Below are 16,344 nucleotides of genomic sequence, written 5' to 3'. Positions count from 1 at the left end.
ATCGCCAGGTTCAATAGTTCGGAGTCGGTATCGCTGGTTCAAAAACAAAAACCTGAATTTCATGACTGAGATGCAAAATCTATACCTGTTGGTGCCTCTGGCGCCGCTGGCGGGGGCGCTCATAGCCGGCCTGCTTGGACGTGTGATTGGTCCTGCCGCAAGCCATCGCGTCACCATTGCCTTTATGTTCGTCTGCTTGGCAGTGTCCATTGCCGTGTTCCTCGATGTACTGAAAGGAAACGTATACAACGGCACGGTTTATACCTGGCTGACATCGGGCGGTGTGCGTTTCGAAGTAGGGTTTCTGATCGATCAGCTTTCCGCGACCATGATGGTTGTGGTGAGTTTCGTATCGCTGATGGTGCATATCTATACCATCGGTTATATGCATGACGACCCTGGCTATCAGCGCTTTTTCAGCTATATCTCGCTTTTTACCTTCTCCATGCTGATGCTGGTGATGTCCAACAATTTCCTCCAGTTGTTCTTCGGATGGGAAGCGGTAGGACTGGTCTCATATCTCCTGATTGGCTTCTGGTATACGCGCCCGACGGCCATTTACGCGAACCTGAAGGCGTTCCTGGTCAATCGTGTCGGTGACTTCGGTTTTCTCCTGGGCATCGGTCTGGTATTGGTGTATTTCGGAACGCTGGATTATGCTGCCGTGTTTGCCCAGGCGCCCAACGTCGCGGCTGAGACGATCGAAATCACTTCCGGTTCGCCCTGGGCAATACTGACCGTCATCTGTATCCTGCTTTTCGTCGGCGCCATGGGTAAATCGGCTCAGTTTCCACTCCATGTCTGGCTGCCGGATTCGATGGAAGGTCCCACGCCCATTTCGGCCCTGATTCATGCTGCAACCATGGTCACCGCCGGTATTTTCATGGTGGCGCGCATGTCACCCCTGTTCGAACTGACCGAGACCGCACTCTCCGTGGTGCTGGTGATAGGTGGCATCACGACCTTGTTCATGGCGCTGGTGGCGATCGTCCAATACGACATCAAGCGCGTCGTGGCATACTCGACCCTGTCGCAACTCGGCTACATGACGGTGGCGCTCGGGGCGTCCGCTTATCCGGCCGCGATTTTTCACCTCATGACGCATGCCTTTTTCAAGGCAGTGCTGTTCCTTGGCGCAGGTTCCGTGATTATTGCGATGCATCATGAACAGGATATGCGCAAGATGGGCGGACTCAAGAAATACATGCCCATTACCTACTGGACCATGTTTGTTGCCGCGCTCGCCAGTGCCGGTGTCCCGGGCCTCTCGGGCTTCTTCTCGAAGGAGTCGATCATAGAAGCGGTGCACCTTGCCGATATCCCCGGTGCCGGCTTTGCCTATTTCTGTGCCGTGGCTACTGTCTTCGTAACCGCATTTTATACCTTTCGCCTGCTGTTCATGACGTTCCACGGTCAGCCACGCATGGACCATCACACTGAAGAGCACTTGCATGAATCTCCCTGGGTGGTGACCCTGCCTCTCGTTGCCCTCGCCATACCGACCATCGGCGCAGGCTGGCTGATAGGCCCGATGCTGTTTGGCGATTACTTTGCCAATACGATACAGATCGCGCCTCAACACGAAGCAATGGCGAAATTGGCAGCGGAGTTTCACGGCATACCGGAAATGATGAGGCATGCGCTTTCCACCATCCCCTTCTGGTTATCCGTTGCAGGTATCTTTGCCGCCTGGTATCTCTATATTGCAAAGCCTGATCTGCCCGGGAAAATCAAGTGGGCGGCGGGACCGTTTGCAACGCTGCTTGAGCGCAAATACTTCATAGACGAACTCTATTCCTGGCTGTTTGCAGGCGGGGCGCGTCTGCTTGGCCGGGGATTGTGGAAGTTCGGGGATGTCAAGGTAATTGACGGGTTCTTTGTGAATGGCACGGCGGGGTTAGTAGCCGGAGCCTCCACATTGATGCGCCGCTTCCAGACCGGCTACATCTATCACTACGCGTTCACCATGATCGTTGGCGTGTTTATACTGATGAGTTTGTGGTTGTTCTGGTAATGGGACAACGAAAAATACAATAAAAATGTTAGTTGTGGGACCCTCCCGCATCCGCTGCACGCTAATGAAAAAAATGGAATAGACATGTTGTTTGGTTTCCCCCTGTTAAGTCTGGTTATCTGGCTGCCTATCCTCGCCGGTGTTGCTGTACTCGCTACCGGTGGAGATCGTAATGCCCCCCTGGCACGCATGATCGCACTCGTCGGCTCGGTTGCGGGTTTTCTGGTGGCGATTCCGCTTTATACCAGCTTCGAGCCGTTGACGAGCACCATGCAGTTCGTCGAGAACCATGTGTGGATCGAACGCTTCAACGTCCACTACCACCTCGGGGTGGATGGAATCGCCATGCCCCTGATACTGCTGAATGCTTTTACCACCCCTCTGGTAGTGATTGCGGGATGGGAAGTGATTACCCGGCGCGTATCGCAGTACATGGGCGCCTTTCTCATCATGTCCGGCATCGTCAACGGTGTTTTTTCGTCGCTGGATGCAATCCTCTTCTATGTCTTCTGGGAAGCTTCACTCATTCCGATGTTTCTTATCATCGGGGTGTGGGGCGGACCCAACCGGGTTTATGCGGCAATCAAGTTTTTCCTTTATACGCTGCTCGGTTCACTGCTGATGCTGGTGGCATTCATCTATCTTTACCAGGTTTCCGAAGGCAGCTTCTCGATACTCGAATACCATAAACTGCCTTTGTCGATGGCATCGCAGGTCCTGATATTCATCGCCTTCCTGCTGGCTTTTGCTGTCAAAGTCCCCATGTGGCCCGTCCATACCTGGCTGCCCGACGCGCACGTGGAAGCGCCGACTGGAGGTTCGGTGGTGCTTGCCGCTATCCTGCTGAAAATGGGAGGCTACGGGTTCCTGCGGTTTTCGCTGCCGATCCTGCCGGATGCGAGTCACCAACTCGCGGGCATGATGATCGCATTGTCGCTGATCGCGGTCGTCTATATCGGCCTGGTTGCCCTGGTGCAGGCGGACATGAAAAAGCTGATCGCCTACTCATCGGTGGCGCATATGGGTTTCGTCACCCTCGGTTTTTTCCTGTTCAATAATTACGGCCTCGAAGGCGCCATGGTTCAGATGGTTTCACATGGTTTTATTTCGGCTGCAATGTTTCTTTGTATTGGCGTCATGTATGACAGACTGCATTCCCGCCAGATCGTGGACTATGGGGGAGTGGCGCGCCGCATGCCTGCCTTTGCCGCTTTCTTCATGCTGTTTGCCATGGCTAACTCCGGGTTGCCCGGTACCAGCGGTTTCGTCGGCGAATTCATGGTCATCATGGCCTCGATGAAAGTGAACTTCTGGTATGCGTTTCTGGCCGCCACGACGCTCATTACGGGCGCAGCTTATACCCTGTGGATGTATAAGCGCGTGATATTCGGCGCTGTTGTGCATCCGGCAGTGGAGGAAATGAAAGATATCGGCGCGCGCGAGATTCTTGTATTGACCGTACTCGCGGTGGCGGTATTGGGGATGGGACTGTATCCGCTACCCTTGACGGAAGTCATGCATACCACAGTTGATGATTTACTTGCGCATGTTGCTCGCAGCAAATTGTAGTGAATTGCAGTGAGTGAAGCGCGCCCCGACTCGGCTAAGGATGATAAATGAATTTTATGCTGCCTAATTTCGCGCCAGCCTATCCGGAAATATTCCTTCTGGTAATGGTGTGCGGAGTATTAATGGCTGATCTTGCATGGGGCGACAAGAAGCCCGGCACTGCCTATCTTTTAGCCCAACTGACGCTGTTCAGCTGCATGTTGATCACCTTCGGTACCTTGCAACCCGGCACCGTCCATACGTTTTCCGGCATGTTTGTCGATGACACGCTAGCCGACATTCTCAAGATGCTGGTTTATATCACCGTATCCGTGGTGCTGGCTTATTCCCGTACTTATATTTCGGATCGGGGAATACTCAGCGGAGAATTCTTCAGCCTCGCGCTGTTTGCGACCCTCGGAATGATGGTCATGATTTCCGCCAGCCACTTCATGACACTCTACCTCGGGTTGGAACTCCTTTCCTTGTCCCTCTATGCGATGGTGGCGTTGAGGCGCGACTCGGCAGGGGCCACCGAGGCAGCAATAAAGTTTTTTGTCCTGGGTGCTCTGGCATCTGGCTTTCTGCTGTACGGCATGTCGATGATTTATGGGGCCACCGGCTCGCTTGATATCGCCAGTGTGACAAAAGCGATCGAAGGCGGAGTAATCAGCCGGGGTGTGCTGGTTGTCGGTCTGGTTTTCATTGTGGCCGGCATCAGTTTCAAGCTGAGCGCGGCGCCTTTCCATATGTGGGCGCCCGATGTTTATGAAGGAGCATCTTCAGCAGTGGTGCTGTTTGTCGGTTCGGCGCCGAAGCTCGCGGCATTCGGTTTTGTCATGCGCCTGCTGGTGGAAGGTCTGGGTGCAATGTCCGGCGACTGGCAGGGCATGCTGATCATACTTGCAATCACGTCAATGGTGATTGGCAATATTGCCGCTATCGCCCAGAGCAACATCAAGCGCATGCTGGCCTATTCCACCATCTCGCACATGGGGTTCATGCTGCTTGGCCTTATCGGCGCGAATGAAAACGGCTACAGTGCCGCAATGTTCTACGTCGTGGTCTATGTGCTCATGACAATGGGTACGTTCGGCATTATCATGCTTCTCTCGCGCGCGGGTTTTGAAGCGGACAAACTGGATGATTACAAAGGGCTCAACCGGCGCAATCCATGGTATGCTTTTATCATGCTGCTGCTGATGTTCTCCATGGCCGGCATCCCGCCCACCGTTGGCATTTATGCCAAGCTGTCAGTGCTTCAGGCCGTGCTGAACGCAGGGTACACCTGGCTCGCCGTGCTGGCTGTGCTCCTTTCGCTGATCGGGGTATTCTATTACTTGCGTATCGTCAAGCTCATGTATTTCGACGAGCCTGAAACCGATGCGGTCATCGCGCCAAAGGGCGACGTAAAGGTATTACTGAGCGCCAACGGCCTCGCAATACTCGCATTCGGCATCTTCCCCCAGTCGCTTATTGCCCTCTGCACCTACGCGATACAGCAATCGGCTTGATCCTCCTTCCGCATCACAAGCCGCCTATTCCTGCATAGGGATAGGCGGCGCTTGCAGATGATTCCGTATCTGGACGCGTGAAGAGGCTTCCATTTATCGCATACAGAACCGCGGCTGCTCTCTCTTCCTTATGGGAGAGGTAGGGCCACGGGCAAATCCAATGGAATGTTAACCAATGAATAGCAACAGATAGACGAAAGTACCCGTGACAAGCAGAAATGGCAGGGAGTAGACATGAAATACCAGCCACGCTTTTCTGTCCCGGGCGAGCCGTAGCGCTATTAAATTGGCGAGAGACCCCAATACAAAGCCAAATCCCCCAACGTTCACCGCGTAGGCAATCAGTTTCCAGTTGCTTGAATAGTCGGTCAATAAAATTGCAGCGGGCACATTGCTCATGATCTGTGCAAGCGCAATACCCGCAAAGTAAAGCCGCTCGGGCTCGTCCAGCCTCAATTCTGTAAAAAATGAATGAATAGTGTGGCTATCAGCGATAAGGCGCATGTTCACGAACATAAGGGCAAGTACGAGAATGAGTCCCCAATCCACATTCATGAGAATGTTGCGATGCCGGATAAAGAAGACCATGAGTATCAGCAAAACCGCCAGTTCCGCCTGATGTAAATCAATAAGAATCAGAAATGGTAGATAGAGAATCAAGGATGAATGGAATAGCTTGTTGTTCGCTATTGGCATATCAACCTCTTCCCTGACCTGAATGCGATTGCTGTCGAACATGAATGCGATCAACACCAGGAGACTGGTGATCAGGATGAGCGCTAGAGGCAGCATCGCTTGTACGTATTCATGAAAGGATACGCCGGATACTTTCCACAAAAACAGGTTTTGTGGGTTTCCGATAGGTGTAAGAGCTGAACCTGCATTTACAGCCAATGCCTCCACGACGATAAGTCGCGTCACAGGAATCACGCCGACACCATGCAGGCCTGTGGTCAACGGCACCATTATGAACAGGGCGACATCGTTGGTCAGCACCATAGAAAGTAACGCTGCTGCCAGAACGAGCAATGCTGCAAGGGATCGGCTGGTGCGCATGATTTCTATCAGTCGCTTGCCAAAGCGGTGCAGATAGCCGGAGAGTTCAATACCTTTGGCAAGTATGAGCAATCCCGCTACGCCACCGATGGTGGGCCAGTCGACGAGGCGAGGATATGAAACGAGTCGTGCAGGTTCCGCTATGGTCAGGGTGATGAGGAGTCCGGCAAGAAACCACAGCAGATAATCCTTCCGCCAGATTTGAATGGATAATTGAATCATTCCCGCATCTTACCTGAGGAAGCCCTGAACAAATCGCAGCCTTCCAAATTTACAAGCAGTACTGCTGATTGGACGCAATGTTGGCTTGGCAGTCTCATTCTTCGGCAGTAATTCATCGCCAGATTTGCTGTTTTTTTCTGCTTCATCCTCCAGGAGTTTTGCAAGCAGTAATCGCCTTTCAAGTCTGCCACTGCAATTCTATTAAGATGTAAACGATTAGAGGAATCTAGAGCAACTCCAGTAAGTCTAGCTTCCCGAAAAAAGCGAAGAATTTTCCCTTCACATCTTTATATAAAAGCAGCAAAACATCTCCGAAAATTACGTACCCATTCCTTTGTACAGTTCAGTGATACCCCGAAGTCGCTGGAACTACCCCCGTAACTAGGGGGGGTGAAAAGAGCTTCGAGTTTTAACAATCTTGATCTGTCCATTTCTAAATTAAAGCCTCCTGTTCTAACCCGACAATACAACTGCTGGGAACATAAAAAGTTTGTCCATGAAAGAAATTCGCGACGTTTTAAAGAGGGCGATGGAAATCTATAAACGTAGCCCCATTTTCGAGGGTGAATTTTCTCGCGCAACTATTGCCACTCTAACACTTGCGTTTTTTATATCGCTTACACTCGCTGGCTGGTCGATCGTCCAGAATCTCCAGGAGCGAAACGAAAATACGCAATTCGACAAGGTACTAGCAGAGGTTATTCGCAAAATAGAGCATCACTTTTTGGGATATGAGCAGGTATTGAAAGGTGGGGTGGGGCTCCTGCTTGCCTCCCAATCGGTTTCTCGAAAAGAATGGCGCACGTATGTCACAGCATTACGGATAGATGATAACTATCCCGGAATCGAAGGGATCGGGTTCGCAAAATATATCCCTCCTTCGAAACTTGCTGCCCATATTGAAGAAGTGCGTGCGGAAGGGTTTCCTTTCTATAAAGTCTGGCCCGAGGACTCTCGGCAAGAGTACACCTCGGTCGTCTATCTTGAACCCTTCTCTGGAAGCAACCTGCGCGCTTTTGGATATGACATGCTTTCAGATCCCGTTCGATACGCTGCCATGTCTCGCGCACGGGATACGGGAGTAGCAGCACTTTCCGACAAGGTAAAACTCATTCAGGAAACATGGGAAGATGTCCAGGCGGGTGTTCTTATGTATCTTCCTTATTACGGGGTTGCAAATCTACCGGAAACGCTGGAAGACCGGCGTGCATCGCTTAGCGGTTATGTATATGCCCGATTCAGGATGGATGATTTCGTGCGAGCTGTTCTTCAGACGGAGCTTGATAACCTTGATTTGAGAATTTTTGCTAATAAGGCAATGAAAGAGGGTTCTCTTCTTTTTGGTAGCAGAAAACATCATTCTGAGAGCGCATCTGATACACCTAAATTTAAACGCGTCATCCCCATATCTTTGTATGGGCAGACTTGGACGATCGAAGCGTCTTCACGTCCTCTGTTTGAAAAAGCCATAAGAAGTTACGAGCCGTTTCTCATCCTCCTAAGCGGAATCGTGGTCAGTTTCCTGGCAGCCATGGTTTCTTTTATCCTTTCCGCGAACAAAGAGAAGGCTGTGGCACTGGGACGCGTAAATAAAAAACTAGTGTTGGCTATGGTGGAACAGCAGGCAACAGCCCTCGCACGTCAGGAAGCTGATGCCCGCATTCGCCAACAGGCTTCCCTTCTGGACAAGGCGACTGATGCGATTATGGTGCGCGGTATTGATCATCGTATCGAGTTTTGGAACCAGGGTGCTGAGCGGCTCTACGGATGGGCTTCGGAAGAGGTAGTCGGCAAATCGATAGAGATCTTGTATGACAATCTCCTGGCTTTCAACGAAGCAACTAGATTGTTATTGAAATCCGGGGAATGGAGAGGTGAAATAGCGCAACGTCGCAAGGACAAAAGCATATTGCTTGTTGAAGCCCATTGGACCTTGGTCAGAAATGACAATGGACAACCGCAGTTTGTCTTCGCGATCAATACAGATATTACCCAGCGCAAGGCAGCAGAGAATGAAATTCTTCATCTTGCCTTCTATGATTCTTTGACGGGTTTACCCAATAGACAACTCTTGCTGGATCGGTTGCAGCAGGCTCTGGCCTCCGCGGCCCGGCGCCAGCATACTGGCGCATTGCTGTTCATCGATCTCGATAATTTTAAATTGCTCAATGACACGCTCGGCCATGATCTGGGGGATCTGTTACTGCAGCAGGTCGCTCCTCGCCTAATCTCTAGTGTGCGCGACACCGACACGGTGGCGCGCTTGGGTGGGGACGAGTTTGTGGTGATTCTGGCACCTGATTTTAGCGAAGATTATGACAAAGCCGTTGAGGAGATAAAAACTATCTGCGACAGGATTCGCTACGCCTTCAACCAACCTTTTAATCTGGTCGCTTATAAACATCACATTACGCCAAGCATCGGCGTGGCGCTATTTAACGATCACACCCACACAACAGACGAATTGCTCAAGCAAACGGATCTGGCGATGTATCAGGCAAAGGCATCGGGCCGCAATGCGGTCTGCTTTTTCGATCCGGATATGCAAGCAGTAATGACTGCTCGCGCTACCCTGGAGTCGGATTTGCACGGAAGCTGCGAACGAAACGAGTTTGTTCTCCACTACCAAGCGCAGGTGGATAACGGCGGAATAATAGGTGCGGAGGCGTTGGTGCGATGGCAGCACCCCCGTCGAGGCTTGTTATTCCCATTAGAATTTATTCCTCAAATGGAGGAAACTGGTCTGATTCTTCCTTTAGGCGAATGGGTGCTGAAAGCTGCCTGTACCCAACTTGCAATCTGGTCAAAGCGCCCGGAGACAGCACGGCTCAATCTCGCTGTGAATGTTAGTCCTCGCCAGTTTTGTCAGCCCAATTTTGTCGAGCATGTGATTTCTGCACTGGATCGTACCGGCGTTAATCCGGAAAGACTCAAGCTTGAGCTAACAGAGAGTATCATGGTGCAGAATATGGACGACACTATCGCAAAAATGATGGCACTTAGAACCAGGGGTGTGGGTTTCGCCCTGGATGATTTTGGTGTAGGTTATTCCTCGCTCTACTATCTGAAGCGGCTGCCACTGGACTGGATAAAAATTGACAAATCATTTGTGAGAGATGTATTGACTGATAACAACGACGCAACAATCGTCCGTGCTATTTTGCTCTTGGCAAAAAGCCTGGGATTGGCGGTAATGGCTGAAGGGGTGGAAACCGGATCACAAAAGGACTTTCTCACCACCAATGGATGCAATGCCTATCAGGGCTATCTGTTCAGTAAACCTCTGCCACTGGAGCAATTTGAGGAGTTTATATTTATATACGCCTGAGGCGAATCAGCTAGTCAAGACTTTTAGCCTAGGCATCAATTGAGATACAGAATCACGGAATGGCATAAGGATATTTCAAAGGAATGAGAGGATTTTGAGCTGTAACTCAAACCGATAAGAGGTTTGCCACCTTTTTCCTTCCCGCCGCCGGGGATCGAGGGTTCAGTGGAGTGGGAAGTGTGGTTATGTGTGCGGTGAAGTCGCCTGATGGAATGCTGAAGGATTCAAAGCCTAGGTTGACTTGCACCCGGTCTTCAATGGGACGAGGAGTGGCGTAGCCAAGGATCTTTACCCTTACACGGATTAAAGATGATGTGATAGATAGACGATCATAAATCAAAACAGTGTCTATTGAGAGGGTTTTAGGGGAATTAGCGTTATTCAACTTAAACCTTCAGGGCCGACTCACCCAGTAGATTCAATATCGGTCGGGGCTTGTTTGCATAACGCGGCGCGTGAGGACGATGAACGCTGAATCCAAGCTCAAGCTGATACCGCATGATCTCCAAGGCAAATGTGGCGCCTGGCGTTCGAGACTCTGTAGCGTTCAGATATCCGTCAGGGAGATAATCGCCCAGTGTTCCAGGTACGCGATATCATTTTTCAGCCTCAAGATCTTATAATATCGCCATCCACATAGAACCATTGCCCCCCCTCACGCGCAAAGCGGCTGATTTCATGCAAACGGTGCGCGCGGCCATCCACCTTGTAACGTGCCACGAATTCCACTATGGCATGATCCGGCGCTGATTGTTCATGACGTTTCACTTCCAGTCTCAGCCATTTTCCATGCTGTTTACTTTCCAATCCAAGTGATGCTGGACGCGTGTCTTGACTCCAGGTTGCCAGCAGGTATTCTTCACGACCGAGGGCGTATGCAGTATAGCGCGAACGCATCAATGCTTCCGCTGTGGGAGCCGTCTCGCCGTCATCCAGGTAGCGGCCGCAGCAGTCAGCATACTTTCTGCCGCTATTCGTGGAAGGACGAGCCTGCCGAGTTCCCGCTGGTCTCGTTGTTATCTCCGTGTAACCGCACGGACAGGACGTCGTTTTTGCGTCCATATAAACCTGTCATAAAGACTTAAAATGGAAACTTCAATTTTCCACGATCACGATCGGGTGCTGTGGAACAATAGACTTGGGAACAACGATCATGCCTGTAAATCCTGTCATAGCGGCGGCTCATCCATAAGGGCGATCTGTTCCCGCAATTCCAGAACCCTATCCTGCCAGTAGCGTTGGGTGTTGAACCAGGGAAACGCTCGCTTGAAAGCCGGGTCGTCCCACCGCTGCGCAAGCCACGCCGCGTAGTGGATCAAGCGCAGAGTGCGTAACGCCTCGACCAGATGCAATTCCCTTTCGTCGAAATCGAAGAAGTTCTCATACCCGGCCAGCACGCTGTCCAACTGCTTCCTCATGTCGGCCCGTTCGCCGGATAACAGCATCCACAAGTCCTGTACTGCTGGTCCCATGCGGCTGTCGTCAAAATCGACGAAGTGCGGACCATTGTCAGTCCACAAAACATTGCCTGCATGACAGTCGCCGTGCAGGCGTAACGTGCGTACTTTACCTGCACGCCCAAAACAGTGCCGTGCACCGTCCAACGCCTGATTCACGGCACTGCGATAGGCAGCCTCAACATCAGGCGGAACGAATCCATGTGCCAACAGATAGTCGCGTGGTTGCTCGCCGAAGCTAGCGATATTCAATTCCGGGCGTTCATGAAAGGGATTAAGCGCGCCAATAGCATGGATACGCCCAAGGAAGCGCCCCATCCATTTCAGCGTGTGATGGTCTTCCAGTTCCGGCGCGCGGCCACCCTGCCTTGGAAAAACAGTGAAACGAAATCCCTCAAAATAATGCAGGGATGTTCCTTGCAGCACCAACGGGGGTACTACAGGAATTTCGTGCTCGGCCAGTTCCTGCACGAACGTGTGTTCCTCGAGAATAGCGTTGTTCGTCCAGCGTTCCGGGCGGTAGAATTTTGCTACGACTGGCGCACCATTTTCGAGGCCGATTTGGTAGACGCGGTTCTCGTAGCTATTGAGTGCCAGTAGCCGTCCGTCGCTACGGAAACCCAAGCTTTCCAAAGCATGCAACACGCGTTCAGGGGAAAGCGTGGAGAAATCATATGGAGGAGCCGAATTATTCGCTGTTCCCACACCGGTCACTCAAATGAAGGCTGCTCCTGAATTGTTGGTCGCGCTCGTTTTGCATTGCTCAGGCTGCTCAAGGTTTCTTATAACTGATCCGATAAATCACCCCGGCAAAATCATCCGACACGAGCAGTGCCCCGTCCGGCATCACCAGCACATCCACGGGTCTTCCCCAATTTTTTTCATTTTCCAGCCAGCCTTCGGCAAATACTTCCTGTTTTATTACCTTGTTGTTCTTTATCTTTGCGAGCTCGATGCGGTAGCCGATTTTATTGCGCCGGTTCCATGAGCCATGTTCGGCTATAAAGATGCTGTTGCGATATTGGGGAGGAAACATGGTTCCTGTATAGAAGCGCATCCCCAGGGCGCCTGCGTGCGGGGGAAGTTTCGCTGCGGGTGAAATCAGCTTGCGGCAATCCCGCTTTGCACCGTACTTCGGGTCAAGGATGTCGTCGGAATGGCAGTAGGGATAGCCGAAATGCATTCCTTTTTTTGGCGCACGGTTGAGTTCGTCCGGCGGCAAGTTGTCGCCCATCCAGTCCCGACCGTTATCGGTAAACCACAATTCCTTTGTTTCGGGATGCCAATCGAATCCTACCGAGTTTCGTACCCCATACGCGAAGACCTCATAGTTCGAGCCATCGGGATTGATGCGGGAAATCAGCGAAAACTTGTCCGGCTCCGTTTCGCAGATATTGCATGGGGCGCCCACCGCGACATACAGAAGACCATCGGGGCCAAAACCTATATATCTGCCCCCATGGTGTTTCTCGTTGGGAAATCGTTCGGTGACAACGTACGGTTTTCCAGGCTGATCGAGTTTTTCCTCAATATCGTCAAAACGCAGAATGCGATCGACCGATGAAGCATATAACGCGCCATCGCGAAAGGCGACTCCTATGGGAAGATTAAGCCCTCTGGCGATGGTTTTTACCTCACGTTCCCCCCCCTTGTCCCTGATTGCGTAGATATTGCCTTCATCCGCTGAACCTGCGAACACCGTACCGTTTTTTCCCACTGCCAGTCCGCGGGCATTCGGTACTTCAGCCCACACTTCGATCGAAAATCCAGCCGGTAATTTGATCTTGTCCAGGGGCAGCTTGCCTGCTTTGCTGTCCGCCATCGCAGGTAAGCCATAACAGAGCAGGCAAGCGGCCATGAAACGTATGAGAATTTTTGTGATGTGCATGGTCAAACTCCGGTTTAACGATATTCAGAAATCAAATCGAGTGTGTGCGGCAAATGAAGGAATAGGGCAGAGAAATAGGGCAGAGAGATAGCGCGGAAAATGATCGGTATGAGCTTTCAACTTGAAAATCCCGGATTTGCCCTCATTTATTTTATTGCATTTTTTTTGGAGGAAAACAATGGAAGCGACAGCTACAAAAGAACATTTGAATTTTCAGACCGAGGTCAAGCAACTCCTCAAGCTCATGATCCATTCCTTGTATAGTAACAAGGAAATTTTCTTGCGCGAACTCATTTCCAACGCGTCGGATGCTGCTGACAAGCTGCGGTTCGAAGCTTTGACCGATGGGGCTCTGTACGAATCCGATTCGGACCTGAAAATACGTGTAAGTTACGATAAGGCGGAACGCACCATTACTGTTGCCGACAATGGCATCGGTATGTCGCGGCAGGAGGTGATAGACCATATCGGTACTATCGCCAAATCCGGCACACGAGAATTCTTCGACGCACTAACCGGCGACCAAGCCAAGGATGCACACCTGATCGGCCAGTTCGGGGTGGGTTTTTATTCCGCATTCATTGTTGCTGACAAAGTGACGCTTACTACGCGGCGCGCCGGCCTCACGCACGAACATGGTGTTCGCTGGGAATCGGGCGGTGAGGGAGATTATACCCTTGAGACAGTCGAGAAACCTGGCCGCGGCACCGAGGTAACCTTGCATTTGCGCGAAGGAGAGGATGAACTGCTCAATGGATGGCGGCTGCGCTCCATCATCCGCAAGTACTCGGACCATATCACTCTTCCCATCGTGATGAAAAAAGAGGAATGGTCGCAGGAAAAAAATGAAAACACCGTTACGGAAGAAGACGAAACCATTAACCAGGCAAGTGCCTTGTGGGCACGGCCGAAAAACGAGATCAGCGAAGAGCAGTACAACGAATTCTACAAGCATGTCGCGCACGATTTCGAACCTCCGCTGGCGTATGTTCATGCCAGGGTAGAGGGCAAGCAGGAATATACGCAACTGCTCTACATTCCCTCCCGCGCCCCGTTCGATTTGTATGATCGCGAATCCCGCCACGGCATCAAACTGTATGTCAGAAGAGTATTCATCATGGATGATGCCAAACAGTTGCTGCCCAATTACCTGCGTTTCGTACGAGGAATAATAGATTCGAATGAGCTGCCGTTGAATGTTTCCCGCGAGATATTGCAGGAATCGAAGGACATTGAAGCCATCCGGGCCGGCTCGGTGAAAAAGGTGCTGGGATTACTCGATGACATGGCCCAAAGCGAAACCGACGAAGAGAAGGCCAAATTCAAGACCTTCTGGAAGGAATTCGGACAGGTGATGAAAGAGGGGGTGGCGGAAGACTATGCCAACCGCGAGCGCATTGCCAAGCTGCTGCGCTTTGTTTCTACCCATTCCGATTCGGAAGAGCAGGACGTCTCCCTGGGCGATTATGTGGGGCGCATGAAGGACGGGCAGGAGAAGATCTACTATGTCACGGCGGACAGTCTCACGGCGGCTAAAAGCAGTCCGCACCTCGAAATTTTCCGCAAGAAAGACATTGAAGTCATTCTGCTGTTCGACCGCGTGGATGAGTGGCTGGTTGCAAATCTGCCTGAGTTCGAGGGTAAACACCTGCAGTCCGTAGCAAAGGGCAGTCTCGATCTGGGTAAGCTGGAGGACGAGGCGGAGAAAAAGGAACAGGAAAAAGAAGCGGGTGAATACAAGGAACTCACCGAGAAAATAAAAGAAGTGCTCGGCGAGCAGGTAAAGGATGTGCGGATCACCTTGCGTCTGACCGAATCTCCCGCCTGCCTGGTGACGGAAACTCATGACATGAGCGGAAACCTGGAGCGCCTGCTTAAATCTGCCGGGCAGAAGGTCGCGCATACCAAACCTATCCTGGAAATCAATCCGTACCATCCCATGGTAGAGCGCCTGAAATCGGAGGAGACTCATTTCGCCGACTGGAGCCATATTTTGTTCGACCAGGCGCTGTTGGCCGAGGGTGGCCAACTGGATGATCCTGCCAGTTTCGTCAAGCGCATCAATCAGTTGTTCCTGAGCACCGGAAGCAAGGAATAATTGGCAGGATATAGAGAATCCGACGAGTCGGTAATTGCTTCCTTTGAGGCTAGCAGGATATTTCACCAAACCGGCCTGAGATGGAAAGCGGTATGAAGACGGGTATTTGATCAACCAAGACCGAAAATCCGTTTGTACCATTGGCTTCACGAGTCCTGACGGGTGTTTTGCGGCATCTTTGCGCCCCTGCTTCGCGCCAATAGTCTCGGCTATCGGTTTGGCTGGGATACGCAAATTTACTCCCAAAACACCTTGCCATTCTCCCGTGTTCCCGGTGAAATATCCGGGTTAGGAGGCAGCGAGGGTCGCGAATAGTTCCCGGTGGGCTGTATCGTTGATGGCGACGACGGCGGGGTGCGTAAGACGGCGTTCCAGGGAGATGGCGTAAAACTGTTCGGTAACCTCGTCGGTGAGGCCGACAACAACAACGCCATGTTCACGCTGCACCTCGTCGGCTATGACGGATGGGGCAATAAAAATGCCGATCCCCGCCTGGCCGAATGCCTGCATCAGTGCGCTGTCGTCGAACTCTCCCACGATGTGAGGGTGGAGTTGGTGAACGTCGAACCATCGCATCAATGGGGTCCGTATAGCAGCGTCTTTACCGGGAATGAGCAAGGGCGCCGCGTCAAGAAGGTGGGGCCATTTTTGCCTCAATGTATTTGCAAGACGAGGCGCGGCAAAAAATGTGATGCCGCAGTTTCCCAGCTTATGGCTGTAGCCTTTTACATTTGCTTCATCCGGCATGGGTCGGTCGGCCAGTACCAGGTCGATTCGCTGGATTGCCAGCTCTACCAGCAACCGTGCCAATTTGTCCTCGCGGCAGACAATGCGTACAGGCGAAGCAAGTTCCATGGCGGGCGTTAACAACCGGTAGGCGATGGACTTGGGGACCGCATCGTCGACGCCCACCCGGAATGGGATCGCATGGCGTTCCGGGCGCGCCCGCAGTGCTTCTTCCAGTTCGTTTCCGATCTGAAAGATTTCATCGGCGTATGATAGAGCGAGGCGGCCTGTCTCGGTCAGTTCGAGGCGCCTTCCCACTCGTAAAAAAAGTGGCGCCCCTAGCGCGTCTTCCAATAATCCGATCTGGCCGCTCAGAGTCTGGGGCGTGAGATTCAAGCGTTCGCTGGCGCGGACAATGCTGCCTGCCTTGGCCACTGCCCAAAAATAGTGCAATTGCTTGTAATTAAGCATCAGTGTGCAGACAAACCAAACT

Annotated in this window: 10 protein-coding genes; 5 read left to right on the top strand and 5 right to left on the bottom strand. The window is 51.8% G+C overall.

The window, feature by feature from the left end:
• The first annotated feature begins 61 nt into the window (after window positions 1-61).
• The 3 genes from nuoL to nuoN all read left to right on the top strand — a co-directional run bounded on the left by nuoL (window position 62) and on the right by nuoN (window position 5,076).
• Window positions 62-2,014 carry an NADH-quinone oxidoreductase subunit L gene (gene nuoL / locus BMY01_RS02185; RefSeq protein ID WP_074743920.1) on the top strand — a complete coding sequence of 651 codons (1,953 nt, stop codon included), beginning with the start codon at window positions 62-64 and terminating at the stop codon, window positions 2,012-2,014.
• An 84-nt stretch (window positions 2,015-2,098) separates the two neighbouring features.
• Window positions 2,099-3,583, top strand: coding sequence for an NADH-quinone oxidoreductase subunit M (locus tag BMY01_RS02180; protein WP_074743919.1), 1,485 nt, complete (start codon window positions 2,099-2,101; stop codon window positions 3,581-3,583).
• 47 nt (window positions 3,584-3,630) lie between these two features.
• Window positions 3,631-5,076: an NADH-quinone oxidoreductase subunit NuoN gene (gene nuoN / locus BMY01_RS02175; protein WP_074743918.1), complete on the top strand. Its 1,446-nt coding sequence runs from the start codon at window positions 3,631-3,633 to the stop codon at window positions 5,074-5,076.
• Window positions 5,077-5,244: 168 nt separating this feature from the next.
• On the opposite strand, the gene BMY01_RS02170 is transcribed toward nuoN, so the two are convergent.
• The gene (locus BMY01_RS02170) at window positions 5,245-6,354 is read right to left on the bottom strand and encodes an SLC13 family permease (RefSeq protein WP_074743917.1); all 1,110 of its coding nucleotides are present in this window, start codon (window positions 6,352-6,354) and stop codon (window positions 5,245-5,247) included.
• A 496-nt stretch (window positions 6,355-6,850) separates the two neighbouring features.
• Between BMY01_RS02170 and BMY01_RS02165 the strand changes: the two genes are divergently transcribed.
• Complete coding sequence (locus BMY01_RS02165) at window positions 6,851-9,682, top strand: bifunctional diguanylate cyclase/phosphodiesterase (protein WP_254772559.1); 2,832 nt, start codon at window positions 6,851-6,853, stop codon at window positions 9,680-9,682.
• Between the two features lie 609 nt (window positions 9,683-10,291).
• Here BMY01_RS02165 and BMY01_RS02160 read toward each other — a convergent pair.
• The 3 genes from BMY01_RS02160 to BMY01_RS02150 all read right to left on the bottom strand — a co-directional run bounded on the left by BMY01_RS02160 (window position 10,292) and on the right by BMY01_RS02150 (window position 13,027).
• Window positions 10,292-10,744 carry a YchJ family protein gene (locus tag BMY01_RS02160; RefSeq protein WP_081353636.1) on the bottom strand — a complete coding sequence of 151 codons (453 nt, stop codon included), beginning with the start codon at window positions 10,742-10,744 and terminating at the stop codon, window positions 10,292-10,294.
• A gap of 107 nt (window positions 10,745-10,851) precedes the next feature.
• Window positions 10,852-11,844, bottom strand: a complete 993-nt coding sequence (locus BMY01_RS02155; RefSeq protein WP_074743978.1) for a serine/threonine protein kinase — start codon at window positions 11,842-11,844, stop codon at window positions 10,852-10,854.
• Window positions 11,845-11,911: 67 nt separating this feature from the next.
• A complete protein-coding gene (locus tag BMY01_RS02150; RefSeq protein WP_074743916.1) occupies window positions 11,912-13,027 on the bottom strand; it encodes a PQQ-dependent sugar dehydrogenase in 1,116 nt (371 codons plus the stop codon).
• A gap of 178 nt (window positions 13,028-13,205) precedes the next feature.
• On the opposite strand from BMY01_RS02150, the gene htpG reads away from it, so the two are divergent.
• A complete protein-coding gene (gene htpG / locus BMY01_RS02145; protein WP_074743915.1) occupies window positions 13,206-15,125 on the top strand; it encodes a molecular chaperone HtpG in 1,920 nt (639 codons plus the stop codon).
• A 288-nt stretch (window positions 15,126-15,413) separates the two neighbouring features.
• Here htpG and nhaR read toward each other — a convergent pair whose 3' ends face one another.
• A complete protein-coding gene (gene nhaR / locus BMY01_RS02140; protein WP_074743914.1) occupies window positions 15,414-16,322 on the bottom strand; it encodes a transcriptional activator NhaR in 909 nt (302 codons plus the stop codon).
• Window positions 16,323-16,344: the final 22 nt, after the last annotated feature.

The organism is Nitrosospira multiformis (assembly GCF_900110185.1).
Taxonomy (GTDB): Bacteria; Pseudomonadota; Gammaproteobacteria; order Burkholderiales; family Nitrosomonadaceae; genus Nitrosospira; species Nitrosospira multiformis_A.
The sequence above is the reverse complement of the archived record's forward strand: the minus strand, read 5'-3'. Positions and strand labels throughout refer to the sequence as shown.

Excerpts from the sequence above, each read along its gene's own strand:
- BMY01_RS02165 (WP_254772559.1), top strand. The coding sequence starts at position 6,851 with ATGAAAGAAATTCGCGACGTTTTAAAGAGGGCGATGGAAATCTATAAA.
- nuoL (WP_074743920.1), top strand. The coding sequence starts at position 62 with ATGACTGAGATGCAAAATCTATACCTGTTGGTGCCTCTGGCGCCGCTG.
- BMY01_RS02150 (WP_074743916.1), bottom strand. The coding sequence starts at position 13,027 with ATGCACATCACAAAAATTCTCATACGTTTCATGGCCGCTTGCCTGCTC.
- nhaR (WP_074743914.1), bottom strand. The coding sequence starts at position 16,322 with ATGCTTAATTACAAGCAATTGCACTATTTTTGGGCAGTGGCCAAGGCA.
- htpG (WP_074743915.1), top strand. The coding sequence starts at position 13,206 with ATGGAAGCGACAGCTACAAAAGAACATTTGAATTTTCAGACCGAGGTC.
- BMY01_RS02180 (WP_074743919.1), top strand. The coding sequence starts at position 2,099 with ATGTTGTTTGGTTTCCCCCTGTTAAGTCTGGTTATCTGGCTGCCTATC.
- nuoN (WP_074743918.1), top strand. The coding sequence starts at position 3,631 with ATGAATTTTATGCTGCCTAATTTCGCGCCAGCCTATCCGGAAATATTC.
- BMY01_RS02160 (WP_081353636.1), bottom strand. The coding sequence starts at position 10,744 with ATGGACGCAAAAACGACGTCCTGTCCGTGCGGTTACACGGAGATAACA.
- BMY01_RS02170 (WP_074743917.1), bottom strand. The coding sequence starts at position 6,354 with ATGATTCAATTATCCATTCAAATCTGGCGGAAGGATTATCTGCTGTGG.